The following is a 17698-nucleotide window of genomic DNA, read 5'->3' on the forward strand; positions in this document are numbered from 1 at the left end:
AGTGTGAAAGATTTACTTAAGTTTCTTAAGCAACAGAATCAAACCGAAGATTTCGATGGTATTCGCATCGGCTTAGCATCACCAGATTTGATGCGTTCTTGGTCATTTGGTGAAGTTAAAAAGCCAGAAACCATTAACTACCGTACCTTTAAGCCAGAACGTGACGGATTATTCTGTGCACGTATTTTTGGTCCAGTAAAAGATTACGAATGTCTTTGTGGCAAATACAAACGCCTAAAACATCGTGGTGTTATTTGTGAAAAATGTGGCGTTGAAGTTACTTTAACTAAAGTTCGTCGTGACCGTATGGGTCATATCGAATTAGCTAGCCCAGTTGCTCACATTTGGTTCTTAAAATCATTACCATCACGTATTGGTTTATTATTAGATATGACTTTACGTGATATCGAACGTGTGCTTTATTTCGAATCATATGTTGTTACCGAGCCAGGTCTAACAACACTAGAAAAAAGCCAGATTCTAACGGAAGAAGAATATCTTGATGCGTTAGAAGAACACGGTGATGAATTCGACGCACTAATGGGCGCCGAAGCTGTATTAGCTTTACTACAACAAATCGATTTAGATGCTGAAGTAGCGCAAATGCGTGAAGAGTTACCTGAAATCGGTAGTGAAACTAAACGTAAAAAAATTACTAAGCGTTTAAAATTAATGGAAGCATTCGCCGCTTCAGGTAACAAACCTGAATGGATGATTATGAATGTTCTACCAATTTTACCGCCGGATTTACGTCCGTTAGTACCTCTAGATGGTGGTCGTTTTGCGACTTCAGATCTTAACGATCTTTACCGTCGTGTTATTAACCGTAACAACCGTTTAAAACGTCTTCTAGACCTAGTTGCACCAGACATTATCGTACGTAACGAAAAACGTATGTTACAAGAGTCTGTTGATGCATTACTAGATAACGGTCGTCGTGGTCGTGCAATTACCGGTTCTAACAAACGTCCTCTTAAATCTCTTGCCGATATGATCAAAGGTAAGCAAGGTCGTTTCCGTCAGAATTTACTAGGTAAACGTGTAGATTACTCTGGTCGTTCTGTAATCACGGTTGGTCCTACGCTTAAACTACATCAATGTGGTTTACCTAAGAAAATGGCATTAGAGTTATTTAAACCATTTATTTACGGTCTTTTAGAGCGTCGTGGTTTAGCAACAACAATTAAAGCGGCTAAGAAATTAGTCGAGCGTGAAGGCGCTGAAGTTTGGGATGTACTTGATGAAGTAATCCGCGAACATCCAGTAATGCTTAACCGGGCACCAACTCTTCATAGATTGGGTATCCAAGCGTTTGAACCTGTGCTAATTGAAGGTAAAGCAATTCACCTTCATCCACTAGTTTGTGCGGCATACAATGCCGATTTCGATGGTGACCAAATGGCGGTACACGTACCGTTGACAATCGAAGCACAAATGGAAGCACGTACGTTGATGATGTCAACGAACAACGTATTAGCACCAGCTAACGGTGAACCAATCATAGTACCATCGCAGGATGTTGTATTAGGCCTTTATTACCTAACACGTTTTCGTATAAACGGTTTAGGCGAAGGCATGGTCTTTACCGATGAGAAAGAAGTAGAAAAGGCTTACCGTACTGGTGTAGCTGAACTTCATGCTCGCATTAAAGTTCGTATTACTGAGCATGTTAAAAATGCTGATGGTGAATGGGAACCAGTTACTAAGTTGCGTGATACTACAGTTGGTCGTGCCATTATGTGGCAAGTTTGTCCTAAGGGCTTACCTTTTGATCTAATTGATCTGCCGCTAGGTAAAAAACCAATTTCGAAATTGATTAACCATGCTTACCGTAATCTTGGCTTAAAAGAAACGGTAATATTTGCTGACCAAATCATGTACACAGGGTTTCATTATGCAATGATCTCTGGTTCCTCTGTTGGTATCGAAGATATGGTTATTCCTGACGCTAAGTACACGATTGTAGAAGAATCAGAAGCTGAAGTTGCTGAAATTCAAGCACAGTTCGACCAAGGTCTAGTGACTGCTGGTGAGAAGTACAACAAAGTAATCGATATTTGGTCGTCTGCGAACGAAAAAGTTTCGAAAGCGATGATGGATAACTTATCGAAAGAAATGGTTATGAATAAAGATGGCGAAATGGAAGAGCAAGATTCTTTCAACTCAATCTTTATGATGGCTGACTCGGGTGCTCGTGGTAGTGCTGCACAGATTCGTCAGCTAGCGGGTATGCGTGGCTTGATGGCTAAACCAGATGGTTCAATCATCGAAACGCCAATCAAAGCTAACTTCCGTGAAGGTCTAAGTGTATTACAATACTTTATCTCTACTCATGGTGCGCGTAAAGGTCTTGCCGATACAGCACTTAAAACAGCTAACTCGGGTTACTTAACTCGTCGTCTAGTAGATGTTGCACAAGATTTAGTGGTTACTAACCATGACTGTGGCACTACAGATGGTTTATTAATGACGCCATTAATTGAAGGTGGTGATGTTGTTGAGCCGTTACGTGAACGTGTATTAGGTCGTGTTGTTTGTGATGACGTATTAATTCCAGGTACTGAAGAAGTATTACTTCCTCGTAATACCTTAATTGATGAAACACTTTGTGATGTTATTGAAGCAAATTCAGTAGATCAAATCAAAGTACGTTCAATCATTACTTGTAAAACTGATTTTGGTATTTGTGCTTACTGTTACGGTCGTGATTTGGCTCGTGGCCATATGATCAACCAAGGTGAAGCAATCGGTGTAGTTGCGGCGCAATCCATTGGTGAGCCTGGAACACAGCTTACCATGCGTACGTTCCATATCGGTGGTGCGGCATCTCGTGCAACTGCTGAGAGCAGTGTACAAGTTAAGAATACTGGTACTTTGAAGTTACAAAACGCTAAGTATGTAACCAACTCAGACAAACACCTTGTTATTACCTCTCGTTCATCAGAGTTAACTATCATTGATGAAATGGGTCGTGAGAAAGAACGTTATAAAGTGCCTTACGGTTCTGTACTTTCTAAAAATGATGGTGCAGCAGTTACAATTGGCGATATTATCGCTAACTGGGACCCACATACTCATCCTATTATCACGGAAGTAAAAGGTAAGGTTCAATTTGTTGATTTAGTTGATGGCGTAACTATGGTTCGCCAAACTGATGAATTAACAGGTTTATCAAGTATCATCATTACTGATGCTGCCCAGCGTAACGCTACCGGTAAAGAAATGCGTCCAGCATTGAAACTTGTCGATAGTAAAGGTAAAGACGTAATGATCGCTGGTACTGAAATTCCAGCACTTTATTACTTACCAGGTAATGCAATTGTTAACCTTGAAGATGGCGCCGATGTTGGCGTTGGTGATGCACTAGCGCGTATACCACAAGCAAGTTCAAAAACTCGTGATATTACCGGTGGTCTTCCTCGTGTAGCTGATTTATTTGAAGCACGTAAACCTAAACTTCCTGCAATTCTTGCAGAGAAAACAGGTGTTGTTGCTTTCGGTAAAGAAACCAAAGGTAAAGTACGCTTATTGATTACTCAGCCAAATGGTGAAGTTTACGAAGAGATGATCCCGAAAACGCGTCAATTGAATATCTATGAAGGTGAGCCAGTAATCAAAGGTGAAGTTATTGCCGATGGTCCTGAGTCTCCACATGATATCTTGCGTTTACGTGGTGTTGCACCAGTTGCTAACTACATCGTTAACGAAGTACAAGAAGTTTACCGCCTACAGGGTGTTAAGATTAACGATAAGCACATTGAAGTTATCGTACGTCAAATGATCCGTAAGTGTGAAATTCTTGATGCAGGTGACTCAACGTTCCTTAAAGGCGAGCAAGTTGAAGTGGCGCGAGTTAATATCTCAAACCGTGAACTTGAAGCTGCCGGCAAGCAACCAGCTGAATATGAAATGCAAATGATGGGTATTACTAAAGCATCACTTGCAACAGAATCATTCATTTCAGCGGCGTCGTTCCAAGAAACAACACGTGTACTTACTGAAGCTGCTGTTGCAGGTAAGAAAGATGGTCTACGTGGCTTGAAAGAAAACGTTATCGTTGGTCGCTTAATCCCAGCGGGTACAGGTTATTCGTACCATCAAGAACGTGCTCGACGTAAAGCTGCAGCACTAAACCCTGTTGCTGAAACAAAAGTTTCAGCTGATGACGCAGAAAAAGCACTAACTGATGCTTTGAATGCTGATTTACTTTCAGGTGATAATGATTAATCGTTATTAAGTGATTGTTATTAAGTAATAGGGCAACCTATTAACTAATAATCAAAAGCCGCATCTTTTATTAGATGCGGCTTTTTTGTTTTATAAGCTTAAATAATACTGATGAGATACTGCCACTGATAATTGTGCAAACGATCGCTGAGCCAGAATAAACGCGGCTATAACGATCAAATACTTGACAGCTCAATCATTGACCTATAGAATTCCGCGACCTTATATTCTGTACCTAGTGTGCTTAATGTACAAAGCATGAATATTTCATGCTTTGATAAGGTAAAAATTACGAGCGTGTAAACCTTTTCCATTGATTTAAGGTTTACGCAATAATTTACCAAGGCTACTTTCCTTGGTAACAACTAATCAGGAGCTATAATGGCAACTATTAACCAACTAGTACGTAAACCACGTGTTAGACAAGTAACTAAAAGTAACGTTCCAGCGTTACAAGCTTGTCCACAACGTCGTGGCGTTTGTACTCGTGTGTATACTACTACACCAAAAAAACCTAACTCAGCTTTACGTAAAGTAGCTCGTGTTCGTTTAACTAACGGCTTCGAAGTTACTTCATACATCGGTGGTGAAGGTCACAACTTACAAGAGCATAGCGTGATTTTAATCCGTGGTGGTCGTGTTAAAGATTTACCAGGTGTGCGTTACCACACCGTTCGTGGCGCGCTAGATTGTTCTGGTGTAAGCGACAGAAGACAAGGCCGTTCTAAATACGGTGCTAAACGACCTAAATCTTAAGTTTTCCTCTCTTTGCCTAGTTACTAGGTAAAAGATAAGAAACGTTAAGTAAGGCCAAATTAAAAATTTTTTAAATTTATGTATTTTGGGTTAAACCTGAATAACACGGAGAATTAAGATGCCAAGAAGACGCGTCGTTGGGCAACGTAAAATATTGCCAGATCCTAAGTTCCATAACGAACTTTTAGCAAAATTCATCAACATCCTTATGGTTGATGGTAAGAAATCTACTGCCGAGAAAATTGTTTACGGTGCATTAGACATTTTATCAACTAAAGAATCTGAGAAGACTCAAATTGAGTTGTTCGAAACAGCTCTTGAGAACATCCGTCCATCTGTCGAAGTTAAATCTCGTCGTGTTGGTGGTTCTACTTATCAAGTTCCAGTTGAAGTACGTCCAGTGCGTCGTAATGCTCTAGCCATGCGTTGGTTAGTTGAAGCAGCTCGTAAACGTGGTGAAAAATCAATGGCTCAGCGCCTAGCTAACGAAATGTTAGATGCGTCTGACAGCAAAGGTTCAGCGGTTAAGAAACGTGAAGACGTTCACCGTATGGCTGATGCTAACAAAGCATTCGCTCACTACCGCTGGTAAGCTAGCAGTATTGACTGATTGTACTATCTACCTTTGGGCATGCTCATTGGTAGGTACATGGCTAGCAAGATTATTCTTGCTAGCCATACTCATTTTACGGACTTGCGCTTTTAGCGATAATTCGAATAATAATGACAGAGTTTTATTAACTAAAAATTTGTACTTTGAGATAAGATCTCCAGCGAATATTTAGTTAATAACACTAAACATAAATTACTGGCTCATTTACCTGAGTAAATGAGCAGTAATGGTAAGAGGATTTCATTTTGGCCCGTATCACCCCTATAGAGCGCTACCGTAATATTGGTATCTGTGCGCATGTAGATGCAGGTAAAACGACAACCACAGAGCGCGTATTATTTTATACTGGCCTATCTCATAAGATTGGTGAAGTGCATGACGGCGCGGCCACTATGGACTGGATGGAACAAGAGCAAGAGCGTGGCATAACTATCACTTCTGCTGCAACCACCTGTTTTTGGAAAGGCATGGAAGGTCAATTTGATGACCATCGCATCAATATCATTGATACCCCAGGTCACGTTGACTTTACCATTGAAGTAGAGCGTTCGTTACGTGTACTTGATGGTGCGGTATTAGTGCTATGTGCATCTTCGGGTGTTCAACCGCAAACAGAAACAGTTTGGCGTCAAATGGAAAAATATGCGGTACCACGCATAGTATTTGTTAACAAAATGGATCGCACCGGTGCAGATTTTTTAGCTGTTGTTGATCAATTAAAAGATCGTTTAGGTGCTAAAGCTGTACCAATTCATTTACCTATCGGTGCAGAAGAAGATTTTACCGGCGTTGTTGATCTTATTAAAATGAAAGCCATTAACTGGTCTGAAGAAGATCACGGTATGACTTTTACCTACGAAGAAATTCCGGCTGACATGCTTGAATTGGCAGAAGAGTGGCGTGAAAATTTAGTCTCTGAAGCCGCTGAAGCCAATGAAGAGTTAATGGATAAATACCTTGAAGAAGGTGAATTAACCGAAGCAGAAATTAAAGCGGGTTTACGTGCGCGTACCTTAGCCAATGACATTATCTTATGTAGCTGTGGTTCAGCCTTTAAAAACAAAGGTGTACAAGCGGTACTTGATGCTGTTATCGAATACTTGCCTTCGCCAACTGAAGTTGCCGCGATTACCGGTATTAATGACGATAAAGATGAAACTGAAGGCACTCGTGCAGCAAGTGATGATGCACCTTTCTCCGCCTTAGCTTTTAAAATAGCAACTGACCCTTTTGTTGGCACGCTAACATTCTTCCGAGTCTATTCCGGCGTAGTGCAAACAGGTGATAGTGTTTATAACCCAGTAAAGGGTAAGAAAGAGCGCTTTGGCCGTATCGTGCAAATGCACGCGAATGACAGACAAGAAATTAAAGAAGTTCGCGCAGGAGATATTGCTGCTGCGATTGGTTTGAAAGATGTCACCACGGGTGATACTTTATGTGATTTAACCCATGTTATTACGTTAGAGCGGATGGAATTCCCTGAACCGGTAATCTCAGTTGCGGTTGAACCAAGAACATTAGCTGCCCAAGAAAAAATGGGTGTGGCATTAGGTAAACTTGCCGCTGAAGACCCATCTTTTAGGGTACATACCGATGAAGAAACGGGTCAAACCATTATTTCTGGTATGGGTGAGCTACACTTAGATATTTTAGTTGAACGCATGAAGCGTGAATTTGGCGTAGAGTGTAATGTCGGTAATCCGCAAGTCTCTTATCGCGAAACGATACGCAGCAGTGTTGAAGTCGAAGGTAAATTTATCCGTCAATCAGGTGGTAAAGGCCAATACGGTCATGTCGTACTGAAGATGGAGCCAAACGAAGAAGGCGCGGGTTTTGAGTTTGTAAACGAAATTGTTGGCGGCTCAGTACCCAAAGAATATATTCCTGCAGTAGAAAAGGGTTGTCAAGAGCAAATGGATAGCGGTGTTTTAGCTAGCTTTCCATTATTAGACATAAAAGTTACGCTCATTGACGGTTCTTTTCATGACGTTGACTCTAACGAGATAGCGTTTAAAGTTGCTGCATCTATGGGCTTTAGAAAGGGTGCGCTTGCAGCAAACCCGGTTATTTTAGAGCCAATGATGAAGGTTGAAGTATCAACACCTGAAGCCAATATGGGTGATGTGGTTGGTGACTTAAATCGTCGTCGTGGAATGATAGAAGGCATGGACGAAGGTCCTGCAGGTTCGAAAATTGTAAATGCATTGGTACCCTTAGCCGAAATGTTTGGCTATGCTACCGACTTGCGTAGTGCTACTCAAGGCCGTGCATCTTACTCTATGGAGTTTCAGCAGTATAATGAAGCGCCGAAAATGGTAGCACAAAAAATTATGGAAACTCGTTAGAGTATCCATTCAATAGAATATTTACATCTGGCAAGGTCATTTTGACTGCGCCTTTTAATTTATATAGTTTACTAAACTTTAAGGTAATTGAAAAATGGCTAAAGAAAAATTTGAACGTACCAAACCACATGTTAACGTTGGTACTATCGGTCACGTAGATCACGGTAAAACAACTTTAACAGCTGCTATCTCTGCGGTACTTACTAAAAAATTCGGTGGCGAAGTTAAAGATTTCGCACAAATCGATAATGCTCCTGAAGAGCGTGAACGTGGTATTACTATCAATACTTCTCACATCGAATATGATACTGAAGTACGTCACTACGCACACGTAGATTGCCCAGGCCATGCTGATTACATCAAAAACATGATCACTGGTGCTGCACAAATGGATGGAGCTATCTTAGTAGTTGCTGCTACAGATGGTCCTATGCCACAAACACGTGAGCACATCTTATTATCTCGTCAAGTTGGTGTTCCTTACATCATCGTGTTCATGAACAAATGTGACATGGTAGATGACGAAGAATTATTAGAATTAGTAGAAATGGAAGTTCGTGAACTTCTTAGCGAATATGATTTCCCAGGTGATGATTTACCAGTAATTCAAGGTTCAGCACTTGGTGCATTGAACGGCGAAGAAAAATGGGAAGAGAAAGTTCTTGAACTAGCTAACCAGTTAGATACTTATATTCCAGAGCCAGAGCGTGCAATCGACGGTGCATTCATCATGCCTATCGAAGATGTATTCTCTATCTCAGGCCGTGGTACTGTTGTAACAGGTCGTGTTGAATCTGGTATCATCAAAGTTGGTGAAGAAGTAGAAGTTGTTGGTATCCGTGATACACAAAAATCAACTTGTACTGGTGTTGAAATGTTCCGTAAGCTTCTTGACGAAGGTCGTGCTGGCGAGAACTGTGGTATTCTTCTTCGTGGTCTTAAACGTGAAGACGTTGAACGTGGTCAAGTACTTTGTGCTCCAGGTTCAATCTTACCTCATACTAAGTTCGAATCAGAAGTTTACATCTTAAGCAAAGATGAAGGTGGTCGTCATACTCCATTCTTCAAAGGTTACCGTCCACAGTTTTACTTCCGTACAACGGATATCACTGGTTCAGTAGAGCTTCCTGAAGGTGTTGAAATGGTTATGCCTGGTGACAACCTTAAGTTTGTTGTTGAGCTAATCAACCCAGTAGCGATGGACGAAGGTTTACGCTTCGCAATCCGTGAAGGTGGTCGTACTGTTGGTGCTGGTGTTGTTTCTACAATCCTAGACAAGTAGTTGATAACTTATTGATAAGTAATTTGCGCTAGAATTTGTCTTAACGGCATTGGAAGTACTCATTGACTAGCGTCAACTCCATGCTTCCGCTTTGTTAAGACTGCACCTAGCATCAAATTAATCTATCAATATCTAAAGAAGGTCGCTAACGCGGCCTTTTTTGTGCCTGAAATTTGATAATATTTACACTGGATTATTGAATATTTTGAAAGAGTCTTTAAAATATCAGTCGTCATTTCCGAGGTCTCTAGTCGGACGTTACATGGAAGTGATTTATTAGAGAATGCAGATGGTACAGGAAGTACCTTATTAGATAATGCAGGAGCAATTATCCTGAGCATATTCTCCTAAATCCATTGTCTGGATATTCCAGTAATTAAGTAAACTAACAAGATCTCTCGTAGGAATTCACATGACTTGGCAAACCACACTCTCTTGGCAAAATGCACAAAAACGCGCGGCAGTTTTGCAACAAATTAGACAGTTCTTTGCTGAGCGACAAGTTATTGAAGTTGAAACCCCAGCGCTATCTCAGGGCACAGTGACTGATGTCTATTTAGATGCCTTCACCTGTAAATATAACTTTTTAGCCGATAGTCCGGCTGATCAGTCAGCTGATTTGTACTTACAAACTTCGCCAGAGTTTCATATGAAACGGTTGCTTGCTTGCGGTTATGGCTGCATTTTTCAAATAACTAAGGCATTTCGTCATGAAGAGTCAGGTCGCAACCACAACCCTGAGTTTACGATGCTGGAATGGTACCGTATTGGCTTTGATCAGTTTGATTTGATGCATGAGGTGGCAGGATTACTACAAATCGTTTTAGGCGGTAGTAAGGCGGTATTTACTAGCTACCAAGATATATTTATGCAAACCGTCTCTATTGATCCATTAACAGCAAGTTTTGATGAGCTTGTTGAGCTATTAAATAAGCATGGTAAATCTGCTGATTGGATAGTTGAAATGAACGATCCTGATTTTCTGCTGCAGTTTATCTTTACTGAGATCATTGAGCCTACAATAGGCATCGACCAGCCGCAATTTATCTATGACTTTCCCATAGCTCAAGCATCACTGGCAAAAAGATCAAGTGATGATCCTCGAGTGGCACAGCGATTTGAATGTTACTACCGTGGTATTGAGTTAGTTAATGGATTTAATGAATTAACTGATGCAACAGAGCAAGTTATTCGGTTTGAAGAAGACAATCGAAAAAGAACAGAGCAAGGCCTAGCGGTTAAACCCATTGATGTAAACTTTATCGCGGCATTAAGCCACGGGTTGCCACAATGTTCAGGTGTTGCTTTGGGGATTGATAGACTGATAATGCTAGCGCTTGATTGCCAGAATATTAATGAAGTAGTTTCTTTTGGTATTGAGAATGCCTAGTATTTTATCAATTTTGAGTGGCTATTTAGCTTGTGTTACTATTTAGTCTTAGGGGGGAATAAGCGAGCGTCTTCGCTAATATTCACTCGTTCATCTTCAAATTTCCTCGTTATCTACTCTGTAAACAACTTAATATAAATTACCGTCAGGGTTATGGTTGAATGTCGATATATTTTACAATATCTAGTAGTTACCTGAATTAAAAGTTATAGCTGGTTGTTTTTACATGACTTAATATATTTGGCTTGTTTTTTGCTAAACGAAAGCGCTTAAGGATTCCCATCTTTATTGCCTAAGTAATACCCCAAAGGAAGAAAAATGAACGTAAACTCAAAAGGAAGAAAAATGAATCTAAATGTAATTAAGTCACTTGTCGTATGTGCATGTTTGTTAGCCTCTTCATTGGCCAGTGCAAGTTTGATCACACATAATGATTATACTTTAGATACGGAGACCAATACTGTTACAAATGAAGGCACAGAATGGATGCAATGGAATGTAACCGCAGGTATGTCGATAAATGAGGCTCTAGCTGCCTACGCAAATGATGGTTGGACTCTAGCATCCAACGTGCAGATGAGTAATCTTTACACCGATTTCGGGTTTGAAGCTACGACAGACGAAAATGTTTATATAGGTGACTACGGAAATTACACGCCATTCATAGACGCAAGTAATCATGACCTATTTCTGTCGTTATTTTCTATAACATGGAATATCTCAGGCGGTAATCGCGGAGAAGGGGTAGATGCACTTGAAAGTACAGCTGCGTTTTATGGTAGTGATGCTGATGGAGACGGTTTTTATAATTTGGCGAGTGTGATGTCGGACCTAACAACCAACGGCCTAGAGAGTGTCGAAAAAGCACATTTAACTGATGACTCCATCTTGCGAGACTATAGTGCAGGGAATTCAATGGGGGTTGCTCTGGTGCGAACCACAGCCACCTCAGTACCTGAGCCATCGTCAATAGCAATATTTTCATTAGGGTTAATGGGTTTAAGATTACGTAGAAGAAAGAACGTTTAACTTTTATATAAATAATAACTATGATCAAAATAATAATCATTGGGGTCAGATAACATTTAAATGTTTTGCCACGGTGGCGACGACACCCAGAAGAAAGAGTGAGACTGCCTCCACTCTTTCTTCTACCTTTGGAGTCCCTCGGAGGTGCTAACAAACGTATTCTTCAATTCACTCAAGTGTTCTCGACGTAACAGCGCTGATGGCACATCCATGTGCCGACAACGCCTTGTTCATCATCCCTGATGAACATACGTGAACAATTTCATTCATTTCAGCGTTTGCTCAAGCAGACTTGGTGTTTGTTGATACTGTGTCACTTAATCTCACCAAAAGCTCTGTTGCTAGTTTGGAAAAGATAATAGCCAAGCTCCCCAAATCTCATCTCAGCAATTCAATCATCAACTAGCAATCGTAGACCTCGACCCGAGACACGACGTCGAGGGCTGCCGTTGTTCATGGACGACTTGTACCATGAGCTTAGCGGCAGACCTCGTGGTTTATGCTAGTTGAAATTTAAAGCTGAATGTTCTGCTGATTAGGGCACCACGTCATTCCCGAGGTACTGATCGGGAATCCAGTTTTTGCTCAACGTTCTGAGATTTTTATTTTAATTGCTTAATAGAAAGAGACAATGGATTCCCGCCAATACATCGCGGGAATGACGATTATGTTCGGTTGCCAAATCACTTTAGTAAAGTACCCTAGTGTAAATACAAAAAAAGCTAAAAGATTCTCTCTTTTAGCTTTTTATTTTTATGACTGAGTAAGAAGTTAACAGGGTAACTAAATACCATCACCGTCAGTATGCAAACCACACTCACGTTGGCCAGCACCAAAACGGGTTTCTTCTTCTGTCATACCTAAGGTCAATGGTTTAGTACTGTGTACATCACCCACTGAAACATAACCTTCATCCCAAAGTGGATGATATGGTAAGTTGTGTTTAGTTAAGTACTCATGCACGTCTTTATTAGTCCAATCTATAATTGGATGCACTTTATAACGACCTCGTAATGTACTGACTACCGATAAACCTTCTCGATGAGCAGACTGCTGACGACGAACACCTGAAAACCAAGTATTTGCGTTAAGATCTGATAGGCCTCGCTCAAGTGGTTCAACTTTATTACGGCGGTTATAAGCTTTAAGGGTATCATCACTTATAGCCCATTCTTCCCCATACTTTGCCTGTTGCCAAGCGGCACTTTCTTTCGCTTGATAAACGTGTAAATTTAGCTTTAGACGTTCGGTTAACTGTTCGATAAAACGGTAAGTTTCAGGAAATAAGTGACCTGTATCAGTAATTAATACTGGAATATTACTATCAACTTGAGTAAGCAAGTGCAGCATCACTGCAGATTGAATGCCAAAGCTAGACGACAAAACAAACTCACCCGGTAAGTTGTCCATTGCCCACTCTACTCGGGCAATAGGCGATTCTTTTTCAAGAGATTGATTCCAATCTGACATCGAAGGGCTAGGAAATGGTGTCGTCAAGGGGCTATTAATGGCCCCTTCAGCAACACTTGTCGATGTATTAAGCATGATGAAAATCCCTAAAGCTGACGATAACTTGTTCAACAATACCGACGCGGATAACAAAATCACCGAAACCTTCGCCAGCAGTCCTTTCTGCCGACCAACGGGCAGTTAAGGCATCAATTTCACTCAATACGCCAGCTTCATCAACATTTTCTTTGTATAATTTTGGTACACGGGAGCCCGCAACATCGCTGCCAAGGTACATATTGTACTTACCGGGACCTTTACCAATCAATCCTATTTCAGCAAGCATTGCACGACCACAACCATTTGGACAACCAGTCACACGTAAAATAATGCTTTCGTCTTTCAAGCCATTTTTAGCGAGAATATTTTCAACATCATCGACTAAACCAGGTAAGTAACGTTCGGCTTCAGCCATAGCCAATGGACATGTTGGGAAAGCCACACAAGCCATAGAGTTTTTACGTTGCTTAGAAACACCGTCATTCAATAAACCATGATCACGGGCCAGTTGTTCAATGGCTGCTTTATCTGCTTCAGCTACACCGGCAACAATAAGGTTCTGGTTAGCGGTTAAACGGAAGTCACCTTGATGTATTTTGGCAATTTCACGCATACCGGTTTTTAATGTTTTACCGTCTAAATCTGCTCTTAGTGAATCAAGAATACGGCCATTTTCAATAAATAAAGTTAAGTGATGTTTACCATCAATACCGGCAACCCAACCAAAACTATCACCACGGGTGGTGAACTCGTATGGACGAGAATCGCTAAAGTTAATACCAGCACGACGTTCTACTTCGGCTTTAAAGGTATCGACACCAACTCGGTCTAAGGTATATTTAGTTTTGGCATTTTTACGGTTAACACGATTGCCCCAATCACGTTGGGTAGTAACAACCGCTTCAGCAATCGCTAAGGTGTGCTCTTTCGGGATAAAACCAAAGTCATCAGCACAACGAGGGTATGTTGCATTATCACCATGAGTCATGGCTAAACCACCACCGACAAGTACGTTAAAGCCGATTAATTCACCATCTTCACTAATGGCAACAAAGTTTAAGTCGTTAGCATGAACATCAATATCGTTATTTGGTGGAATAACTACGGTGGTTTTAAACTTACGGGGTAAATAGTTACTGCCTAAAATAGGCTCTACTACCTCACCTTCCGTCGTTTCAACACGTTCTTCATCTAACCAAATCTCCGCGTAAGCACGCGTTTTTGGTAATAAATGTTCACTGAGTTTAGTGGCCCATTCGTACGCTTCTTGATGTAATTCGGACTCAACAGGGTTAGAAGTACAAAGCACGTTACGGTTAACATCACCGGCAGTAGCAATTGAATCAAGGCCAATACTGTTAAGGGTTTGATGCATTAACTTAATGTTTGGCTTTAATACCCCGTGAAACTGAAATGTTTGACGTGTGGTCAAACGAATGCTGCCATACGAGGTATAATCATCAGCAAATTTATCAATAGCTAACCATTGTGTTGGATTAATAATACCACCGGGTAACCGCGCTCTTAGCATGACATTATGTAATGGCTCTAATTTTTGCTTTTGACGTTCGGCGCGAATATCACGATCATCTTGTTGATACATGCCGTGAGTACGAATTAACTGCGAGTTATCACTAGTGAAACCGCCGGTCATTCTGTCGGCTAAATCATCAACAATAGTGCCACGCAAAAAATCTGATTCTGCTTTCATGCGTTCGTTATCGGCTTGTTTACCTTCAACAATCAAGACAGGGTTTTCAACTTTGGTGAAATTGTTGCTCATTAGTAAACATCCTTCTGGTAACGCTTATTAGATCTAAGTGATTTTAAATAATCTTCTGCTTGCTCAGCCGTTAATTTTCCGTGCTCTTGGATGATATCAACCAGGGTTTGGTGAACATCTTTAGCCATGCGATTAGCATCACCACAAATATATAGGTGTGCGCCACGTTCTAACCAGGAAAATACTTCAGCTGCTTGTTCTTTTAATCTGTCTTGCACATAGATTTTCTCAGCTTGGTCACGAGAAAAGGCTACGTCCATACGCGTTAATAAACCCGATTTTAAATAGTTCTGCCATTCAGTTTGGTATAAGAAATCTTGGGTGAAAGTTTGATCACCAAAGAACATCCAGTTGTCGCCACCAGCATCACGCGCTTCACGTTCTTGCATAAAGGCTCTAAATGGCGCAACACCTGTACCAGGTCCAATCATGATCACAGGGGTATCGTCTGATTGTGGTAAGCGAAAGTTGTCATTATGTTCGACAAAAACTCGTACTTTTTGACCTTCTTCTAAACGCTCGGCTAAAAAGCCAGAAGCACCACCGGTACGAGTATCGCCATTGGCTTCATAACTAACAATACCAACGGTTAAATGTACTTCTTCTTCAACTTCTGCTTGCGCTGAGGCAATTGAATATAAACGCGGGGTGATTTTACGTAAAGCATCAACAAAGCTTTGCGCATCAATTTCAGCTTTTGCCAAGCTAACAACATCAATAATTTGATGTTCACCAGCAAACTCTCGTGCCGAATTTTTATCACTGGCAACAGTAACTAACGTACTGTCTTTAGAGGCTTGTGCCCAAAATTCAACAAATGATGGTGCTGTTTGAGTAATTTCTAATTGGCTAATTAGTGCTTCTTTTAATGAAAACTCTTTTACTTCACCTGAAACTTTTAAGTTTATTTTTTCATCGCCAGAAAAGTTAAGCTCGATAAGTAGCTTGCTAACAAGCTGTTCATCATTTTCAAACCAAACACCTAAGGCATCACCAACTTGATAAGTTAAACCTGACTCACCTAAATCGATTTCAATGTGGCGGACATCTTTAGCTGAGTCACGACCGGTAATCTTTTGACTTAATGAAAATTCTGCGGATAAAGGGTTTTGTTTTGAATACTGACTTGCAGCACCTGCAGTAGGTAAACCACCAATATTACTGACGGTCGCTAAAGGAGCATCGGCTTGCGTTAGTTCATCTTTAAGTGTTTCAACAATACTTAAAGTCCAGCTTTCACTGTCACTGTCGTAATCAACATCACAATCAACACGTGGGCTAACTTGTTTGGCACCTAGTGCTTGTAAACGTTCATCAAAATCTTGACCTGTTTTGCAGAAAAACTCATAGCTGCTGTCACCTAAGGCTAAAACACTGTAGCTTAGGTTTGGTAATTTAGGGGCTTTCTTACCTAATAAGAATTCATGAAACTCAATAGCATCATCAGGTGGCTCGCCTTCACCATTTGTACTGGCTACAATTATTAAATGTGTTTCATTTTTTATTGCTTTAGCTTTATAGTCGGCAATGTTTTTAAGAACAACATTAATACCTGCCGCTTTAGCACTTTTTTCTAGCTGACCAGCAACACCTTTAGCATTACCTGTTTGTGAGGCATATAAAATAGTTAAGGTTTTGGCAACGACTGCAGCAGCAGGAGCTGGTGCTAGTTGAGCATATTGACCTTGCTCGCTTCTCGCAGCTAAATAACCACTTGCCCAAGCAAGTTGTAGTGATGAGTAATCAGCAACGCTTTGTTGTAGTGAGGCCAGTTGATTAGCATCTAAGGCACTACTATTGTTTGCTGAATTTGATGTATTTTGATTTAATAAGCGCTGCTCTGGCAACATAACTATTTTCACCCATGACAATTGAAGCATGAAGAATAGACAAATTAGAGTAAGATCAAAAGGAATAGATAGCGATTTTTTATTCCAAAATGGAATATAGACTGTGTATCTGAAACACTGGAAAGTTTTGCTGCTATTAACTGGCAGAATAATAGAGGCGCAATGAAAGTACTTTTAAATATCCGCTGGCGAAAAACACTTGCTTACAGCCTTGCTCTAATCTTTTTATCTTTGCTGACAGCTGGTATTAGTGTCGCTGCTGACAAAAATCCCACAAATATTTATACTTATAAATCTTCTTCAGGGGTAACGTCTTTCTCTGATATTGAACCCCTTGATGTTGACTTTAGTCGTTATCGCTTTGATTGCTATGCTTGTAAAGTCGACTCCTTAATTGATTGGCGTCAGGCCAAATTATATTTACAGCCTTATAAAAGTGATATTAATCAAGCGGCATTTAAGCATGGTATTGATCCAGCCTTTGTCCGTGCTGTTATTCATGCGGAATCTCATTTTAATCCTAGAGCCGTGTCTAAGCAGGGCGCCCAAGGTTTAATGCAGTTGATGCCGGCGACGGCTAGAGAGTTAGGGGTGAAAAATTCCTTAAGTGCTCAACAGAATATTAACGGCGGTGTTAAACATTTAGCTCGCTTACTGAGAAAATATAACGGTGATAATAATCTAGCAGCGGCAGCATATAATGCTGGCGAGGGTGCAGTTAAGCGGCATGGCGGCATTCCTCCATACAAAGAGACGCAAGTGTATGTTGAACGGGTTGGGATTTTACACCAAAGGTATGGCAGATTTTCTCATGTGAGTCATTAATAGCTGTAATTAATACAACTAGCTACACCCAGAAACAAAAAAGCCGTAGCTATTTATCATAGTCACGGCTTTTTTATATTTTTTGTACT

11 protein-coding genes are annotated in these 17698 nt (G+C 40.7%); 8 read left to right on the forward strand and 3 right to left on the reverse strand.

Annotated elements, in window-relative coordinates:
* Positions 1 to 3: 3 nt before the first annotated feature.
* From rpoC to HRT55_RS04785, 7 genes are all read left to right on the forward strand, one after another.
* Complete coding sequence (gene rpoC, locus HRT55_RS04755; RefSeq protein ID WP_291619301.1) at positions 4 to 4227, forward strand: DNA-directed RNA polymerase subunit beta'; 4224 nt, start codon at positions 4 to 6, stop codon at positions 4225 to 4227.
* A 381-nt stretch (positions 4228 to 4608) separates the two neighbouring features.
* Positions 4609 to 4983 (forward strand): 30S ribosomal protein S12, encoded by a 375-nt coding sequence (gene rpsL / locus HRT55_RS04760; RefSeq protein WP_011045492.1) that lies wholly within the window; start codon positions 4609 to 4611, stop codon positions 4981 to 4983.
* 118 nt (positions 4984 to 5101) lie between these two features.
* Positions 5102 to 5575: a 30S ribosomal protein S7 gene (gene rpsG / locus HRT55_RS04765; protein ID WP_057182974.1), complete on the forward strand. Its 474-nt coding sequence runs from the start codon at positions 5102 to 5104 to the stop codon at positions 5573 to 5575.
* Positions 5576 to 5841: 266 nt separating this feature from the next.
* Positions 5842 to 7941, forward strand: coding sequence for an elongation factor G (gene fusA / locus HRT55_RS04770; RefSeq protein ID WP_291619303.1), 2100 nt, complete (start codon positions 5842 to 5844; stop codon positions 7939 to 7941).
* A gap of 94 nt (positions 7942 to 8035) precedes the next feature.
* On the forward strand, positions 8036 to 9223 hold the full coding sequence (gene tuf / locus HRT55_RS04775) for an elongation factor Tu (RefSeq protein WP_291619284.1): 1188 nt from the start codon (positions 8036 to 8038) through the stop codon (positions 9221 to 9223).
* Between the two features lie 412 nt (positions 9224 to 9635).
* Positions 9636 to 10613 (forward strand): elongation factor P--(R)-beta-lysine ligase, encoded by a 978-nt coding sequence (epmA, locus tag HRT55_RS04780; RefSeq protein WP_291619305.1) that lies wholly within the window; start codon positions 9636 to 9638, stop codon positions 10611 to 10613.
* A 318-nt stretch (positions 10614 to 10931) separates the two neighbouring features.
* Positions 10932 to 11642: a PEP-CTERM sorting domain-containing protein gene (locus HRT55_RS04785; RefSeq protein ID WP_291619307.1), complete on the forward strand. Its 711-nt coding sequence runs from the start codon at positions 10932 to 10934 to the stop codon at positions 11640 to 11642.
* A gap of 783 nt (positions 11643 to 12425) precedes the next feature.
* On the opposite strand, the gene HRT55_RS04790 is transcribed toward HRT55_RS04785, so the two are convergent.
* The 3 genes from HRT55_RS04790 to HRT55_RS04800 form a co-directional block, all read right to left on the reverse strand.
* Positions 12426 to 13112, reverse strand: coding sequence for a phosphoadenylyl-sulfate reductase (locus tag HRT55_RS04790; protein ID WP_291620411.1), 687 nt, complete (start codon positions 13110 to 13112; stop codon positions 12426 to 12428).
* A gap of 67 nt (positions 13113 to 13179) precedes the next feature.
* Entirely contained in the window at positions 13180 to 14934 is a 1755-nt protein-coding gene (gene cysI, locus HRT55_RS04795) for an assimilatory sulfite reductase (NADPH) hemoprotein subunit (RefSeq protein WP_291619309.1), read from the reverse strand.
* On the reverse strand, positions 14934 to 16784 hold the full coding sequence (locus HRT55_RS04800) for an assimilatory sulfite reductase (NADPH) flavoprotein subunit (RefSeq protein ID WP_291619311.1): 1851 nt from the start codon (positions 16782 to 16784) through the stop codon (positions 14934 to 14936). Before HRT55_RS04800 ends, cysI begins: the two co-directional genes overlap by 1 nt.
* Before the next feature lie 162 nt (positions 16785 to 16946).
* Here HRT55_RS04800 and HRT55_RS04805 point away from each other — a divergent pair, with 162 nt between their 5' ends.
* Positions 16947 to 17609 carry a lytic transglycosylase domain-containing protein gene (locus HRT55_RS04805; protein WP_291619312.1) on the forward strand — a complete coding sequence of 221 codons (663 nt, stop codon included), beginning with the start codon at positions 16947 to 16949 and terminating at the stop codon, positions 17607 to 17609.
* Positions 17610 to 17698 lie beyond the last annotated feature (89 nt).

Origin of the sequence: Colwellia sp. (genome assembly GCF_013214175.1) — a bacterium.
Taxonomy (GTDB): Bacteria; Pseudomonadota; Gammaproteobacteria; order Enterobacterales; family Alteromonadaceae; genus Colwellia.